Annotated in this window: 13 protein-coding genes; 2 read left to right on the top strand and 11 right to left on the bottom strand. The window is 67.5% G+C overall.

The window, feature by feature from the left end; all coding sequences use genetic code 11:
• From A9W96_RS28520 to A9W96_RS28485, 8 genes are all read right to left on the bottom strand, one after another.
• A partial coding sequence (locus A9W96_RS28520) for a 13E12 repeat family protein (RefSeq protein ID WP_067144547.1) occupies positions 1-993 on the bottom strand: 993 nt, incomplete at its 3' end.
• Positions 994-1,075: 82 nt separating this feature from the next.
• Positions 1,076-2,194 (bottom strand): Xaa-Pro peptidase family protein, encoded by a 1,119-nt coding sequence (locus tag A9W96_RS28515; RefSeq protein WP_066861300.1) that lies wholly within the window; start codon positions 2,192-2,194, stop codon positions 1,076-1,078.
• Positions 2,184-3,419, bottom strand: coding sequence for a Xaa-Pro peptidase family protein (locus A9W96_RS28510; RefSeq protein WP_067144546.1), 1,236 nt, complete (start codon positions 3,417-3,419; stop codon positions 2,184-2,186). Before A9W96_RS28510 ends, A9W96_RS28515 begins: the two co-directional genes overlap by 11 nt.
• Complete coding sequence (locus tag A9W96_RS28505; protein ID WP_067144549.1) at positions 3,416-4,588, bottom strand: amidohydrolase family protein; 1,173 nt, start codon at positions 4,586-4,588, stop codon at positions 3,416-3,418. Before A9W96_RS28505 ends, A9W96_RS28510 begins: the two co-directional genes overlap by 4 nt.
• 23 nt (positions 4,589-4,611) lie before the next feature.
• Positions 4,612-8,133, bottom strand: a complete 3,522-nt coding sequence (gene car, locus A9W96_RS28500) for a carboxylic acid reductase (RefSeq protein ID WP_067144545.1) — start codon at positions 8,131-8,133, stop codon at positions 4,612-4,614.
• 19 nt (positions 8,134-8,152) lie between these two features.
• Positions 8,153-9,100, bottom strand: a complete 948-nt coding sequence (locus A9W96_RS28495; RefSeq protein ID WP_067144544.1) for an SDR family oxidoreductase — start codon at positions 9,098-9,100, stop codon at positions 8,153-8,155.
• Positions 9,094-10,317 (bottom strand): cytochrome P450, encoded by a 1,224-nt coding sequence (locus A9W96_RS28490; RefSeq protein WP_067144543.1) that lies wholly within the window; start codon positions 10,315-10,317, stop codon positions 9,094-9,096. Before A9W96_RS28490 ends, A9W96_RS28495 begins: the two co-directional genes overlap by 7 nt.
• Positions 10,314-11,036, bottom strand: a complete 723-nt coding sequence (locus A9W96_RS28485; protein ID WP_066861317.1) for a TetR/AcrR family transcriptional regulator — start codon at positions 11,034-11,036, stop codon at positions 10,314-10,316. The genes A9W96_RS28490 and A9W96_RS28485 overlap by 4 nt, the downstream gene beginning before the upstream one ends.
• Before the next feature lie 136 nt (positions 11,037-11,172).
• Between A9W96_RS28485 and A9W96_RS28480 the strand changes: the two genes are divergently transcribed.
• Positions 11,173-11,649, top strand: coding sequence for a nitroreductase family deazaflavin-dependent oxidoreductase (locus A9W96_RS28480; protein ID WP_067144542.1), 477 nt, complete (start codon positions 11,173-11,175; stop codon positions 11,647-11,649).
• Between the two features lie 40 nt (positions 11,650-11,689).
• On the opposite strand, the gene A9W96_RS28475 is transcribed toward A9W96_RS28480, so the two are convergent.
• The 3 genes from A9W96_RS28475 to A9W96_RS28465 form a co-directional block, all read right to left on the bottom strand.
• Positions 11,690-12,181, bottom strand: coding sequence for a DUF2231 domain-containing protein (locus tag A9W96_RS28475; RefSeq protein WP_066880669.1), 492 nt, complete (start codon positions 12,179-12,181; stop codon positions 11,690-11,692).
• A gap of 27 nt (positions 12,182-12,208) precedes the next feature.
• Positions 12,209-12,835, bottom strand: a complete 627-nt coding sequence (locus A9W96_RS28470) for a hypothetical protein (protein ID WP_066861326.1) — start codon at positions 12,833-12,835, stop codon at positions 12,209-12,211.
• A 113-nt stretch (positions 12,836-12,948) separates the two neighbouring features.
• The gene (locus tag A9W96_RS28465) at positions 12,949-13,761 is read right to left on the bottom strand and encodes a SigB/SigF/SigG family RNA polymerase sigma factor (protein ID WP_066861329.1); all 813 of its coding nucleotides are present in this window, start codon (positions 13,759-13,761) and stop codon (positions 12,949-12,951) included.
• A gap of 849 nt (positions 13,762-14,610) precedes the next feature.
• Here A9W96_RS28465 and A9W96_RS28460 point away from each other — a divergent pair.
• Positions 14,611-15,531 carry an SDR family NAD(P)-dependent oxidoreductase gene (locus A9W96_RS28460; RefSeq protein WP_067144541.1) on the top strand — a complete coding sequence of 307 codons (921 nt, stop codon included), beginning with the start codon at positions 14,611-14,613 and terminating at the stop codon, positions 15,529-15,531.
• The last annotated feature ends 24 nt before the right edge of the window (positions 15,532-15,555 follow it).

Raw genomic sequence — 15,555 nt, 5'->3', positions numbered from 1 at the left:
GATGGCCAGATAGTGGTGGGCGTGGCGGGCCAGGCGGATGACATCGCTCATCGGCAGCAGGGTGCCGCCGCCGGTCAACCCGCGCCCGGCCGCCGCTTCGAGGTCTTGCAGTGTGGTGGTGACGATGATGGAGGCGGGTAACCCGTTGTGCTGACCCAGTTCTCCCGACGCTAACAGCGCACGCAGTGCGGCGTTGAGTCCGTCGTGGTTGCGTTGGGCGGTGCTGCGCGAATCCCGTTCGATCACCTGTTCACTGGGACTGCCGTCCACACACGGGGTGTCGTCGTCGGGGTTGCACATGCCGGGGGCGGCGAGTTTGGCTAGGACGGCTTCCAGGGTGGCGCGGGTTTCGGGGGTGAGCCAGCCGCGCAACGGCGACATGCCGTCGGGTTGCTGGTTGCCCAGGGTCAGACCGCGTTGGCGGGCCCGGTCGTCGTCGGTGTAGGTGCCGTCGGGGTTGAGGCAGTCGGCCAGGGTGCGGGCCAGCCCGGCGAGTTGTTCGGGGCGAAACCGGCTGCCTTCGGTGGCCAGCCGCGCTTCGGCCCGCTCGCGGGTCGGCATGTCGATCCAGCCGGGCAGCTGGTGGTAGAACTTGCGGATCACCGCGACCTGGCCCGCGCCCAGGGTGCCGTCGCGTTGTCCGGCGGCGGTGGCGGGCAGCATCGGGCCCAGCGGGTCGCCGGTCAGGCCGTGGCGTGGGCCCAGATCGCGTGCCTCGTTGAGGCGGCGGGCGGCTTCGGCGCGGCTGATCAGCGTCGCCTCGGCGATGGCGTGGACCACCGTGGCGCCGAGTTCGACCGAGGGTGCTTGGCGGGCCAGGGAATTGATCACGGGGTGCTCGACGGCCGGGATGCGCCGGCGCTGCTTTTCGCAGCGCGCCAACACCGCCAACTGCTGCCGGGGCTTCAGCGCGTCGACGTTCAGCGCGCACACCCGATCCCAGGCGGCATCGAGCGCGTCGAACGCCGCCTCGACATCCTGCTCATCACTCACACCGCCAAACTAGCGATGCCCACCGACAAAACGTCCCGCTTTGTGACCACTGAAACCAAAGTGGCACAAGTTATTTCAGCCGCTAACCCCACGATCGACTGGTGGTCAGTACATCGACACCATTAACGGTGATGTGCACGGTGTCCCGGCGGTACACCGCGCCGAGGCCCTCTCGCCACACATATCCGGTGATCGCCAACACCATCCCCGCCTCGAGCACGTCGTGTTCGCCCGCGGCCAGCAGCGTTTCGGACACCACGGGCGGATCGAACCCCAACCCCAGCCCGTGCGCGACCGGCATCGGCGGCACCGGCTCACCGGCCGTCGCGTAGGCGGCGAGCAGGTCGCGGGTGGACGCGCCGGGGCGGCATGCGGCAACCATCTTGTCGTACAACACATGCGAGCGCTCGAAGAGCGTGCGGACCTCGTCGGTGACGGTATCGCCGGCCGGCCGGGTCCGCCCCACCTCGGCGACATAGCCGTTCGCCAGTGCGCCCGCGGCGAACGCGACGAGGTCACCCGGCCGGACCTCGGACGCGGCGGCGCGACGCCACGGTTGTTCGCGCGACGTCACCCACGCGGCGTCCTGGGTCGCCGGCGTGCTCACCCCGCCCGCGGCCATCGCCTCCATCATCACCCCAGCCAGCGTCCGCTCCGACACGCCCGGCGCCAATTCGCTGAGCGCGGTTGCCAGTCCGTGTTCGGCGACCCGGACGGCCTGGCCCATCGCCGCGATTTCGTCCGGCGTCTTGATGCGTCGCGCCGCCCGCATGGCGGGCTCCGCGTCGACCAGCTCGGCATTGGGGAACGCCTCGGGCAGCAACGCCGCGAAAGTCGGTGTGATCGCATCGGTTCCGACCCGCCGTGCCGCGTCGGCGCCCTCGATCTTCTTCAGGACGTCGATGAGGGTCAGTGGGTTCCAGGCCAGCCCGTAGAGGTGGTCGTGGCCGATCTCCTCCGGCACACCCTCGTCGTCGGTGCTGTTGAGATAGATGTCTCCGGTGTCGCGCACCAGCACACACATCGGGCCGAACGGGCGGGTGCCGGCAATCCATAGCTGCGGGGCGCCGGTGACGTAGCGGATATTGGCCTGCCGGCCCAGTACCAGGATGTCGAGGTCGTGCTCCGCCATCTGGGCCAGCGCCCGTTCCCTTCGGCCCGAACGCAATTCGCGCGCGTCGGGCAGGACTTCAGTCGCCATACGGGGTGTAGGGGTAGTCGGTGATCGGCGCGTAGCCGTCTTCGGTGATCACCACGATCTCCTCACTGCGGTAGCCTCCGGTGCCGTCCTCCCACATCACCGGCTCCAGAACCAGCACCATGCCGGGCGGAAAGACGAAGTTGTCGTCGAACTCCGCGCCGAGATCCGTTCCGATCATCGGCGCCTCCGCGGGGTAGGTGCCGATGCCGTGACCCAGATAGAAATGCGGCAGCCATGGTTTGCGGCCACCGTTGGCCGTGATCGCGGCGCGCGCCAAATCCCCCGAAGTCACACCGGCTTTGGTCACGGCGAGCACGGCGTCCAGGACCGTGCGCCACTGCCGGAACTGATCTTGCTGCCGCGGCGTGGGCCGGTCGCCGACGATCCAGGTGCGGCCGAAGTCCGAACAGTATCCGTGGTAGGTGATGCTGATGTCGGTCCACAGCACGTCGCCGGCGGACAGCTCCCGGTCGGTGGGCAGCAGGGGCAGCGCCAGATCGCCGTGCGTCGTCCACACGCCGGCTTCCCGCGAACTCGGCATCACCTGCCAGATCGCCTCGAGCATGTTGGTGGTGGCACCGAGTTCGAACGCCCGCCGCACGAAGGTGGCCGAGAGATCGATCTGTCGTACGCCCGGCTTCAGCGCCTCCTGCACGTCGACGATCGCCTGTTCGGTGATGCGGGCGGCCCTGCGAAGACAGGACAGCTCGTCGCGGGTCTTGACCAGTTGCGCCGCCCCGAGCACGATCGCCGCGTCGGTCGGCGGGCCACCCGGGAACAGCGTGGACGTCGAGCGGCGCATGGCGCCGGTGAGTTCGTCGACGGCCACGCTGGCGCCCGGCGGAATGAGATCGGACAGTTTCCGAGCGAAATCCTCGACGCCGGAGTCGAACTCGAGGTAGGCGGGGCCGTGCAGGTGGTCGTCTGGCACGGGGTACTCCGCGGACGCCCCGCTGCGCAACGGCATGAACAGGTGTGGATGCACGTCGTCGGCGAGCACGACGGCGACCGGACGCTCGACGTGGGACAGGCCGGCGTCCAACAGCGGCCAACTCACCCCGGTCGCGTATCCGACGTAGCCGTTCATCAGCAGGATCAGCGCGTCGACGCCGTGCTCGGACATGGCGGACCGCAGCCGCGCTCCTGTCTCGATGCGCATGCGGGCCCAGTCGGGTTCGTCGGGTATATCGAGCGCCGAGGTGCGGGCGGCCACCGAGTTCGTCATGCCGAGATCCCCAGAAAATTCCTGATGTTGCCGCCGACCACCCGAACGGCGTCCTGCGCACCGACGGCGTCGACCACGGCGGCCAGGGACCGCTCCGAATAGCCGAAAGTGCTTTCGTTGTGCGGATAATCGGATGACCACATCACCTTGTCGATCCCGATCTCCTCGATCTGCCGCAGCCCCAGCGGATCGACCATGAACGAGGCGCACATGTGCTCATCCCAGTAATGGCGGACCTCCCGCTCGGGTTGGTGCGCCAGCATGTGCCGGTAGGAGGCCAGCACATGCTCGGCGTCCTGCAGGGCCGTCGGCACCCACGCGATGCCGCCCTCGAACCAGCCGATCCGCAGCTGCGGATGCCGGTCCAGGATGCCGCCGAAGATATACTTGGAGAACATCTCCCGGAATGAGTCGATGTTGACCATCATGGCCACCGCGACGCTGTTGACCTCGCTGGGAAACTTGGGCTGGCTCTCGCCGATGTGGTGCGTGACGGGCAGCCCGGCCTCCTCGATCTCATCCCAGACCGCACTCATCGCCGCGCTCGAATAGTCGATGGGCTGGCCGTTGGCATCGTTGCCGGGGCTGATCGGCATCAGAAACGTGGTGAGCCCCAACGACTTCAACTCGGCCAAGGTGCGGCGCGCGCCGGCCGGATCCCACCAGTTGATCAGTCCGACGCCGTAGCACCGCCCGCGGGAGCGTTCCTGAACGCCGGCGATGTGCTCGTTGTAGACGCGAAAGATCCGGTCGCGGATCTGGTGGTCAGGGTGGTGGAACAGCGCGAGCACCGCGTTGGGGAAGGCCAGTTCCCTGTCGACGCCGTCCTCGGCGAGCTCGCGAACCCGGGCTTCGACGTTGTTCGTGGCCGCCCCGGCCAGATCGTCGTATTGCATGAGCACCGCGCTGAAATCGCCGACCACCATGGATTGCCCGGGCGACCCGAGCAGATACGCGCCGTCCTCATACCAGATCCGCGGGGCCTGCTCCTTGAGCTCGTCGGGAAAGCCTTGGTAGAAGATGTCATCGGCCACCGAGATGTGATTGTCGGCGGAGAACACCTCGGTGCCGGGTGGCAGGCCGGTGCTGAACTCCGCGGCGTGACCGCGGCGATCCTTGGGCGCGCCGATCACGCCTTCGGGGTAAAGCGTTTGGGCTGGGCTGGACATCATCGTCCCTTCGTTGCGATCACCTACGTTTTGAACCGGGGGGAGAGCACACCGATCCGTTCCAGGTCTTCGAGGTACTTCTCGATCAACTGCTGCGAGACATGCGGGATGGTGCGACCCGAATGTTCGACGGCCGCCCGGAATCGCGCCCCGGGCACCGGCGACCCGGCTATCGCGGTCATGGGTTCACGGTAGACGTCCAGCACGCCGAGGACGGACTGTGCGCGCTGGCGTTCGGGTAGCGCGCGCATTGCCGTCTCGAACCGCGCCAGCCAGGCCGGATAGTCGTCGATCTTCTCGACCGGATAGCCCGCCGCGACGATCCAGTCGACGAAGGTGTCCAGCGAGATTCCGTCGTCGTGCGGATTTGTCGTGTTGTAGGTGTCGAAGCTGATGCCGTGCCGTGGCCCGATCGAGGCGATCGCGTCCGCCAGGAAGTCCACCGGCAGACCCTCGTAGTGTGGGCGGGCGCCGTCCGGATCGTTAGCGCCCCGGTAGAACGAGCGCGGAGCGACGCCGGTGGCGACCAGGCTGAACAGCAGCCGGGTGAAGATGTCAGGCACGTTGATCTGTCCCGCGTGCCGGCTGTCGGCCAGGATCATGCCGGGCCGGAACACCGCAATCGGTAACCCGCACACGTCGTGTGCCTCGCGCATCAGGACCTCGCCGGCCCATTTGCTGATCCCGTAACCGTTGGCGTAGTCGTCGCCGATTGTGCAGCTGGGCACCGAGCGGCGGATGTCGGTGTCCTCGTCGACGAGTTGATGGGCGACGGCGCTGACCCCCAGGGTGGAGACGTAGTGAATCGGCTTGAGCCTGGCCGTGATTGCCAGCCGGATGATTTCGGCGGTGCCCACGACATTGGGCGTGAAAAGTTGGCGATAGGGCAGCACGTGGTTGACGTGCGCCGCCGGGTGCACGACGAGGTCGACGGTGTCGGCCAGGCGCCGCCACGTCGCCTCATCCAGCCCGAACCGTGGCTTGCCGATGTCACCCGGGACGACTTCGAGATGATCGGCGGCGAGGGACCGGAAGCGTTCCAGCAGCGTGGGATCCGAGCCCAGCGCCGCCTCGATTCGCTGACGGGCCTGCACGGCATCGGCACCCCGGGTGAGGCAGATCAGGTTGCCGTCCTGGCCCGCAACCCCCTCGAGCCATTCCATGGCGAGGAAACGGCCGAGGAAACCGGTTGCGCCGGTGAGGAGAACGGTGCGCACCTCGGCTGTCGGCGGTGGGAGCAGCGTCGCGGACTTCAGGATGTCGTCGTCGAGAAACTTGTTCAAGGTCAGGTCTTCGGCGTGGACCTCGACGCCGTCTGTGCCGTGGACCGACGCGAAGCTCAGTACGTCGGAGTCCCGATGCCGTTCGATGTGGTCGGCGATGGTGAGCAGGTCACCGGTCGGGTCGATCACCACGCCGACCGGAACGTCGACGCCGTAGATGTCGGTAAGCAGGGTCGAAAAGGTCAGCGCCGAAAGGGAATCACCGCCCAGGTCAATGAATCGCGCCTCCGGGGACACATCGGCCGCGGGCACGCCGAGGGTGGCCTGCACCGCCTTGGTGACGGTGGCCAGCACCGGCTGATCGGCGCCGCCGGTGCGCAGGGCGCGAAGCTGCCCGAGCTGGTCGTCGGCCATGTCGGCGTAGAGCTGTTCGAGCCGCTCACCGTAGCGCTCTCTGAGCTTGGGTCGTAGGAACTTTCCGACGCCGGACAGCAAGCCGTTGGCCAGACTGAACGGTTCGGTTTCGATCAGGAATTCGCGGGGGATCTCGTAGCCGTTGAGGTGGTTGTCGCGTGCGATCTGCCGCAGCGACCGGGCGATCGCCGACGCGTCGGCGCCGCCTTCGGCCGGCACGATCACGGCCAGCAGGAAGGAGCGGGCGCTGTTGCCGTAGATGTAGATCTGATGGATCAGGGCGCTGGTCGAATACAGCGCCTCCAGGCGAGAGACCGCCACGAACTCACCCTGGGCGAGCTTGATCACGTTGTTGCGGCGGTCGACGTAGCGCAACTGGTCCGGGCCGACCTCGGCCATGATGTCACCGGTCTTGTAGTAACCGTCCTCGTCGAACATCGTGGCGGTCAGGTCGGGCCGGTTGTAGTAGCCGGCCATGAAGCGAGCCGACTTTACCGCCAATTCGCCTCGCGGATAAGGCTTGTCGGTGGTGAAATAGCCGAGTTCGGGTACGTCGAGCAGTTTGTAGTCGATGACCGGGGGCCGCAGCACGTGCTCGTCGGCCACGATCATCCCGCCGGCGATCTCGGTGGACGAATAGCCGATCAGCAGGTGCTGATCGAGCACCTCCTCCATGAACCGCTTGATCTCCGGCGACAACGCGGCCGAGCCGCAACCCACCGCCAGCACGCGACCACCCAAGATCTCCTCGCGGATCGCCGTGGTGATCTGCGCCCCGGCGGTATCGGGGTCGGCACCGGCCATGACGTGGCGGTCCAGCTCGCGCTGGTAGTGGTGAAAGAACATCTCACAGACCCGTGGCACCAGGCTCATGGAGGTGGGCCGCACCAGTGCCAGGTCCTCGAACAGTGTCGAGAGGTCGCTCTTGGCGGCGAAATAGCTGGTGCCCCCGTTGGCGAGGGTCAGGATTACATATCCGTAACCGATCAAGTGACTCATCGGCATGTAGCTCAGCGTGATGACGGGCTGGTCGGATTGCGCCAACCAGGTCCCTATACAAAGGCTTTCGGTGAACATCGCGCCCTTGGGCGTGCCGGTGCTGCCCGACGTGTAGAAGACCCAGGCCAACGGGTCTTCGCCCGCCGCGGCGACGTGCAGGGGCGCGGGTGGCAGGACCGCGCCGTGGGTGGCGACGGCATCGATCGTCTCGATGGTCAGCGCACTGCCCGCCTCGGACAGCCGCGCGACCGCGGCCTCGAAGGCGGCGCGCTGGTCATCGTCGCGCAGCTCGTAGTCGAACACGATCAAGCGATCGGGCGCGGTGCCCGCCAAGGCCGCCTCGACGGCGGTCGCGAGGTTGTCGATGCCCACGGCCAGAACGCGCGGCCGGGTCTCGGCGAGGATCGGCGCGTGCTGGGCGGCGGGTGCGCTGGTCTGCAAGGGCACCACCACGGCGCCGAGGTGGATGCAGGCGCATTCGATGGCCGTGTAGTCGATGCTGGCGAACCCCAGCACGCAGACGAAGTCCCCGGCGCGAACCGGGAACCGTCGGTGGTGATGCCAATCGGCGGCCGTGGCCTGCACCCGCGCCCACAGATCGGCATAGGTGATCGTCTCGAAGCGCGGCAGGAAGTTCAGCGCCGAACGGCCCGTTTGCGGATCGGTGACGACCTCGCGGGCGCGCTGCGCGAGCGCCGGCCGCCCGGCGTAGCCCTGCAGGACGGTGGCCATCACCTCGGCGATCCGCAGCTCCGGAGCGCGTGCGGCCGCGGCGATTTCGTCGTCGGGCTTGGTATTGCGGAACTGTTCGTCGTCGGCGTACAACCGCTCACGCCGGCGCGCCAGGCGTTCCCACTGGTCCTGCTGCGCACCCGGATCTTTGACGTCACTGCGACCAACGAACGCCATCTATCACCACTTTCTGAGGTCAATCCGGATAGCTGAAACCGGTGAGCCGTTCGGAGAGCCCCCACAGCTCGCGCAGGTCGGCCTCGCTGCGCGCCAGCCGGGGGACATTCGCGAAAGTGACACCGCCCCGGACCGTTTCGTAGAAGCCACGCGGCCCGTAGTATGTGGCGCCCTGCGCATCCGGGGACACCGCGGCGTACAGCGTCGGCTTGATGCCCTCGTCGATGTCGAGCCACATGAACGGCAGCAGCCGCCACGTCAGCTGCGTCAACCGGGCCTGCAAGGTCGGTGTGGTGCGACCGTACGACGCGCCGCTGAGCAGGTTCGTCTTGGTCAGACCCGGGTGCGCGGCGTTGGACATCAATCCCCACCCCCCGCATCGACTGCGCCGATCCAATTCGACGGCGAACATCAATTGCGCCAGCTTGGCGACCCCGTACGAACGCATGGGTTTATAGCCGCGTTGCGCGTTGACGTCGCCGAGGTCGAGATTGCCCTGGGTCGCGGCGAGGCTGCTGACCGTCACCACCCGCGCGGACTCCGCCGCCCGCAGCAAGCCCAGCAACCGTCCGGTCAGCGCGAAATGCCCCAAATGATTTGTGCCGAACTGCAATTCGAATCCGTCACGGGTCTGCTGCCGGCGCGGCGGCGTCATGACGCCGGCATTGTTGATCAGGATGTCGATCGGGCGGCCTTCCGCGGTCAGCTCTTCGGCCAGCCCGGCCACGCTCGGTAGCGACGACAGGTCGAGTTGCCTGATGGTGAGCTTGGCCTGCGGCACCTCCCGGCGGATGTCGGCGACCGCCCGCTCGCCCTTGGCCCCGTCGCGGACGGCCAGCACCACCTCGGCACCCGCGGCGGACAGCCGCTTCGCCAGGCCGAACCCCAGACCGCTGTTGGCCCCCGTCACGACGGCGAATCTGCCCCGCAGGTCGGGAACGTCCAGCGCGAGATCGGGTTTCACCATGTCACGGGCAACTCGTAGAGACCGTAGGCCAGCGCGTCGTGTTTGAACGGAAGCTCATCCAGTGGCACGGCGAGCCGCAGGGTCGGGACGCGGCGCAGCAGGGTGGGCAGGACGATCTGCAACTCCATGCGCGCCAGCTGCTGACCCACGCACTGGTGGCGTCCGTAGCCGAACCCGACGTGCGGCCCGTCCTCGCGCAGCAGGTCCAGCCGGTCGGGGTTGGGGAACTGGCGCTCATCCCAGTTCGCGGGGGCGACGTCGAGGATGATGCCGTCACCGGCGCGGATGGTTTCGCCGCCGATGTCGATGTCCTCGACGGCGATTCGGCGCTGCCCGGTCTGGATGATGCTCAGGTAGCGCATCAGCTCTTCGACCGCGGTGGCGATGACCTTGGGATCGTCGGTGTCGTGCAACAGGGCGCGTTGATCCGGGTGTTCGAGCAACGCCGCGATGCTGAGGCTGATCATGTTCGCCGTGGTCTCGTGGCCCGCGATCAGCACGCCGGTGGCCAACTGCGCGGCCTCGCGCACGCTGATCTCGTCGGCGTTGACCCGCTCGGCCAGGTCGGATACCAGATCCTCTGACGGGTCTTGCATTTTCGCCCGCACCAAATTGGCCAGATACTTGGCCAACGAGGCAGCACCCTGGGCGGTGTCCTCCTCGGTCGCGTAGCGGCCCATGCCCCGCTGGGCCTGAGCCTGGAAGAATTCCGCGTCCTCGTAGGGCACGCCCAGCAGTTCGCTGATGACCAGTGAGGGGACCGGCAGCGACAGGGTGCTGACGATGTCACCGGGCTTCGGGCCGGCGAGCAGGGCGTCGATGTGGTCGTCGGTGATCTTCTGGACCGCCGGTCGCAGCGCCTCAACCCGCTTGAACGTGAACGGTTTAGACAGCATCCGGCGGAACCGGGTGTGTTCTTCGGCGTCGGAGGTGAACACCGAGCGGGGGCGCTTGTGCACCGTGGCCAGCATGCCTTCGTTCCAGTGCGGATAGCCGGGCAACCGGTCGTCGACGCTGGTGCGGGAATCGGTGAACAGCGCGCGTATCGCGTCGTAGCCGTGGATGAGCCAGGGGGTGCTGCCGTCCCAGATCCGCACCCTGCTCAGCTGCTTGTCGGCGTTGAGCGCCAACACCTTCGGGGGCGGGGCGAACGGGCAGCCGGGGGCCCGCGCCATCGGGAACTCCGGGAGATCGGTGGCGGTGGATCCTGCGGTCATCGTGCTCCTCTGTTGTCGGCCTGCGCGGTGGTGTGTCCTGGCTGGCCGCCGGCCGCACCCACGTGGACGGGCGCGCGCCACAGGCCGACGATCGCGTCGATCAGCCCTTCGCCGGCCACCGGCCACGCCGACCGCGACCGCGGTCCGTGTTCGGCCAGTGCGCCCTCGTGTTCGGCGCAGGTGTGCATGAGTAGGTTGCGCACCATCACCATCCGTTCGGCACGCACTCGCTTGGGTAGCTCCGGCAGGCAGCGGTTGATGCCGTCGAGCGTGCGGACCAGCAGCGGTGACGCCAGGGCGTCCTTGGTGACCACATGCCGGTATGTCGGGTCGGCCATCGCCTGCGCGGCGAAGCGGGCGTACCAGGTCGGGGTGCCCAGCGCGGACAGATGATCGGTCAACGGGCGAACCAGCGCGCCGACCCAGTCCCGCAGCTCGCTCGATTCGCCGATGGCGCCCAACATCTGGGCGCGCAGTTCCTCGATCGGCTCGCGGTGCTTGCTCTCGATCGCGCGGAGCAGGTCGACCCGGGTGCCGAAGTGGTAGCACGCCGCGGCGTTGTTGCCCTGCCCGGCCGCCTCGCTGATCTGCCGATTGGACACGGCGTACATCCCGCGTTCGGCGAACAGCACTTCGGCGGCCGACAAGATCGCCTCGCGAGTGCTTGTCGACCTATCGGAGCGGGCGACCCGCTCGGCGGTCATCGCCTCAGTGAACACGCCGCGCCGGATTAAATCAAGCAATTTATTTATCCGGCGGCGATCGGTCGCGGGCCGTCGCCGAAACCCCGGTTCGTCAGCGGTATTTCATCGACGCGTCGCCCTAGTCCGGCACCGGGGGCCATACAGTCGTCGCATGAATCCGCTGCAGCGGTGGGCCCGCAACCCGACGGTCTACCGCGTGCTGATCCTGAACGGTCACCGGCTCGTGGAGTGGCTCGAAGCCGCGCTGCGTTTCCTGACCAGCGGACGCCTCGGCGTTTTGGATGTGGCCGGCCTGCCCAACGTGCGGATCACCGTCTCTGGTCGCAAAACCGGCCTCGCCCGCAGCGCCACCGTGCAATACGTCCCCCTCGATGGGGCCCTGTTGCTGATCGGAGCAAACTGGGGGCACGCACGCCACCCATCCTGGTCCGCGAATCTCAAAGCGGCGCAACGTGTCACCATGCGCCGGCGTGGGCACCGTTGCGTGGCGGCGGTGCGCCTGCTCGATGGCGCGGAACGCGATGAAGCGTGGGGCAAGGCGCTGGCGTCCTGGCCGAATTATCGCCTCGCCCAGGAACGCGCCGGCCGGCGCCGATTCCGGTTGTTTCTACTCACGCCCGCCGGTTGAATCGCGATCGGCCGTCCTGCTTTTGGCCGACAGGGGGCCCTCAGCCCGCGTGGTTCTTGGTCAGGCGCGCGATCTCGGTGCCCCAGACGGATTGAGCACCAGCGTCGCCCACCCGGTAGATCTGGACCATCGACGAGATCCCCACCGCCAGCGCGACTATCGCGACGAGTGTCCGGGTGGCGGCGCGGCCCTTGTCGGATCGGCGTTCGATCACCCGCACGACGACGAGCACGACCGCGGTCGCCAGCAACGCGCCGGCGAAATAGGCCATCAGGCTGCCCCGCTCGGCGTGCTCGCGCAAGATCGGGCTGGGGTTCGCCCTCAGGTCGTAGAGCCATCCGCCGGCGTTGATGGTGATGGGCGTCAACACCATGGTGACCACGGCAAGGATCAGCGTCAGCCACAGCAGCTGTCCGCGCCGGGCCGCCGGCCATAACCCGCAGACGATCACCAGCAGGGCGGTCAGCGGCACCAGCACCAGGACGAAGTGCAGCCATAGGGCGTGAGCCGGCATGCCGTTGATGACGTTCATGGCGTCCCTCGCGGTTTGAAGCGGCGCCTAGCCGCCGAGCCCCTTCTTGATGGCCGCGTCCTGCTTCTGGCCGACGTCGTTGACGAAGTCCGGGGGTGCCAGCGTGTCGGTCGGCCCGTCGAACTCCAGCGTCGCGAGCGCCTTGCCCTCGGTGAAGAGCAGGATCACCACGCCCTTGCTGCGGTCGGGGGTGTTGCCCATCAGCATCGTTCCACCGCTGCCGATGTTGGACGGCTGCGTGGTGGGATCTTTGATCGCCCCGCCCTGTTGACCCTTGGCGGTGTTCAGCGCGTTGGTGGCGGCGTCGGGGTCGTCGTACACGTTGATGGTGACCTTGATGGCGTGGCTGCCGTCGTCGTCTTTGAAGGTGGTCGCCACGCCCGGCTGGCCGTTGGGATTGTCGGTCGGGGGAGCGGCGGTGAAGGGGACCGGGGCGTTGATGTCACTGGCCTGGATCAGCAGCTTGGTGTACTCGTTGGGCTGCGCCGGCGCCGGTGACGCCGGCGCCGAGCTGCTGGGTGCGGAGGTTGCCGAGGTGGCCGATCCCGACTTCGAGGGCGACGGCTGCGGTTTGTTGTTGCCGCAGCCGGCGACCGACACCGCAAGTGCCGTCGTCGCTGCGACACCCGCGAGCACCGTTCGTGACATCCTCATCGCATCGAGCTCCTTCCAGGTTTTCCTGGCGACACAGTCGGGTGATCCTTCGAATCGCACAGTACATTGCTGCGCGGCGGCGGATGCCGCGCAGCGTCCTGGGGAGCCGAGCGCTACTCGAGCTGATCGCGCAGGCAGCTCAGCGTGTTGGCCAGGATGCGGGACACCTGCATCTGGGACACGCCGATGCGCTCGGCGATCTGGCTCTGCGTCATGGATTCGAAGAACCGCATGCGCAACACCTCGCGTTCGCGCTCGGGGAGGGTGGCAACCAACACCCGCAGCGCTTCCCGGTTGGTGATGTGCTCGATCTGCGGATCGATGTCGCCGACCGAGTCGGCCACCGAGCGAGGAGTTCCCGAACTGTCGGCGCCGAGCGGCGCGTCGAGGGAGTCGAGCCGGTAGGCGTCGCCGGCGACGAGGCATTCCACGATCTCCTCGCGCGGAACCTCGAGCACCTGCGAAAGCTCACCCGCGGTGGGCGCACGGCCGAGTTGTTGCGACAAATCGGCGGTCGTCCTGCTGATCTGCACGTGCAACTCGCGCAGCCGCCGCGGGACGCGCATTCCCCAGCTGTAGTCGCGGAAGTAACGCCTGACCTCGCCCATCATCGTGGGGACCGCGAAGCCGATGAAGCTCGGACCCTTCGCGGGGTCGAACCGGTTGACGGCGTTCATCAGGCCCAGCCGAGCAACCTGAATGAGATCGTCGAGGCCCTCGCCCCGGCGGGCGAAGTGGCTGGCCACGTGGTCGGCCAGCGGCAGGCACCGGGACACGATGCGTTCGCGCTGATGGGCGTATTCGTACGATTCGGCCGGCAACTCCTGCAGTACCAGGAACATTTCGACGACATCGTCGTAGGAATCATCGGATTTGGTGGTCCGCGTGGTCGGGGCCGGACGGGTTGCAGAAATTACGTTGGTCATCGGCTGGCGCACCCCATGTTCACTCGAAGAATCGGGTAAACGGTTGCGCGAAAACAAGTTTGCATCGCTGACTCCTAGAGTCGTCCGCGGTGAAGGTTTGCAGCTATGCGCACTTCTCGCCCCCACAGCATCTCGATCCGCAAGACGGTCGGTGGGCCAACGCGCGACACGAAGCGAAAGGTGACTGGGGCTGATTCGCCGGAGCCATACCAAGCTCAGTAGCCATGCGGCTGACTGGACCGCTTTTAGCTAAACGGCGACACGTCCACAACGGACTTCATTGGAGACTATACGCCCCCTTGCACCATCCGGCGATCGCTCGGGGCGACGGATTCAGATAATTTCTGAACAGTTTCCACGGTGTAGCAGCGGGGGGTCGGCAACCCGCGGTTGCAGGGCTTCGACGCCCTCCCGAGCGCTGGCGCACGTCCCCCAGCTGCGGTGTTATCGAGGTGCTGCGGCCCGCGGGGAAGCGCCCGGCAAACTGATTCGGGCCGATTCGGGGCCACTTCTACCTGAGGTGATTGCTTTACCTGCCACGCCCGGTGGACGGTACGCGGCTTTGCCCGGCGGGGCAGCGGGGCCGCACCCGGCGCCGCCGGGGGTGCGTTTGTGCAGCGCGATGGCGCCGACGAGGTGCCAAACCTGCCCGTGTTGGCGGGTTGCCGGCGGCGTGCAGCACCGCGTGCGAGGTAAACGTGGGTTTGCGTTCTCATTTCTGAGTCGGCTGGGTACTGTTCGCCTAATGTTCGTGACCACCGTCGAGCGCGTGCCCATCAACCGGCCGCGAGAGCAATTCGCGGGCAACGCTTTACGGTGCGCACCGGTTGGCGCACACCGGAGCTTGCGATGAGCCGAATCGGTCCCGAGGGCCCGCTGTCGGGGCACGGGGTGGTGGTTTCGGGCGGTAGTCGCGGTATCGGCCGCGCGGTCGCCGAGCTGCTGGGCAGCCTCGGTGCCGGCGTCGTCGTCAACGGGCGCGACGAACAGGCCGTGCACGAAACGGTCGCGGCGATCACGGCGGCCGGCGGGCGGGCCCACGCGGTGGTGGGAGCCGCGGACGACGAGCGCGTCGCCCGTCGGCTCGTCGACGCATGCGTGAGCACGTTCGGGCGGTTGGACACGCTGATCAATTGCGCCGGGATCGCCGAACCGCCCGGTTCGTCGATCCTGACCGTCTCCCCGGTCGAGTTCGACCGTCTGATCAGCGGTCACCTCGGCACGGTGTTCCACACCTGCCGGGTGGCCGCTCCGGTGCTCGCCGCCCAGGGGCACGGCGCCATCGTCAACACCAGCTCGGTGGCGTTCCTGGGTGACTACGGCGGCACCGGATATCCGGCGGGCAAGGGCGCCGTCAACGGCCTGACGATGGCGATCGCCGCCGAACTGAAGCCCTACGGCGTGCGGGCCAACGTGGTGTGCCCCGGGGCCAGGACCCGGCTGTCTACCGGCGCCGACTACGAGAAGCACATCGAAGACCTGCACCGCCGGGGGCTGCTCGACGAGATGACCATGCGGGCCTCGCTCGACAGCGCTCCGCCCGAATTCGTCGCACCGGTCTACGCGTATCTGGCCGTTGACCTCTCGCGCGACGTGACGGGTCAAATCCTTGTTGTCGCAGGCGGTTTCGTGGGCAGTTTCGATCGCCAAACGCCGCGGCTGCTGGGCTACCGCGACCACCACCACGCCGGGCCGTGGTCGGTGCAGGACGTGCACGAGATGGTCGGCGGCACGCGCGCCGAAGAACCGGCCGGAAAGTCGGCGACCTAGCCACGCCTGAGGCGTCCGCGCGCC

It is taken from the genome of Mycobacterium sp. 1245852.3 (assembly GCF_001669335.1).
In the GTDB taxonomy this organism is placed as follows: domain Bacteria; phylum Actinomycetota; class Actinomycetes; order Mycobacteriales; family Mycobacteriaceae; genus Mycobacterium; species Mycobacterium europaeum_A.
The sequence above is the reverse complement of the archived record's forward strand: the minus strand, read 5'-3'. Positions and strand labels throughout refer to the sequence as shown.

Excerpts from the sequence above, each read along its gene's own strand:
- A9W96_RS28515 (WP_066861300.1), bottom strand. The coding sequence starts at position 2,194 with ATGGCGACTGAAGTCCTGCCCGACGCGCGCGAATTGCGTTCGGGCCGA.
- A9W96_RS28510 (WP_067144546.1), bottom strand. The coding sequence starts at position 3,419 with ATGACGAACTCGGTGGCCGCCCGCACCTCGGCGCTCGATATACCCGAC.
- A9W96_RS28505 (WP_067144549.1), bottom strand. The coding sequence starts at position 4,588 with ATGTCCAGCCCAGCCCAAACGCTTTACCCCGAAGGCGTGATCGGCGCG.
- car (WP_067144545.1), bottom strand. The coding sequence starts at position 8,133 with ATGGCGTTCGTTGGTCGCAGTGACGTCAAAGATCCGGGTGCGCAGCAG.
- A9W96_RS28495 (WP_067144544.1), bottom strand. The coding sequence starts at position 9,100 with ATGGTGAAACCCGATCTCGCGCTGGACGTTCCCGACCTGCGGGGCAGA.
- A9W96_RS28490 (WP_067144543.1), bottom strand. The coding sequence starts at position 10,317 with ATGACCGCAGGATCCACCGCCACCGATCTCCCGGAGTTCCCGATGGCG.
- A9W96_RS28480 (WP_067144542.1), top strand. The coding sequence starts at position 11,173 with ATGAATCCGCTGCAGCGGTGGGCCCGCAACCCGACGGTCTACCGCGTG.
- A9W96_RS28475 (WP_066880669.1), bottom strand. The coding sequence starts at position 12,181 with ATGAACGTCATCAACGGCATGCCGGCTCACGCCCTATGGCTGCACTTC.
- A9W96_RS28470 (WP_066861326.1), bottom strand. The coding sequence starts at position 12,835 with ATGAGGATGTCACGAACGGTGCTCGCGGGTGTCGCAGCGACGACGGCA.
- A9W96_RS28465 (WP_066861329.1), bottom strand. The coding sequence starts at position 13,761 with ATGACCAACGTAATTTCTGCAACCCGTCCGGCCCCGACCACGCGGACC.
- A9W96_RS28460 (WP_067144541.1), top strand. The coding sequence starts at position 14,611 with ATGAGCCGAATCGGTCCCGAGGGCCCGCTGTCGGGGCACGGGGTGGTG.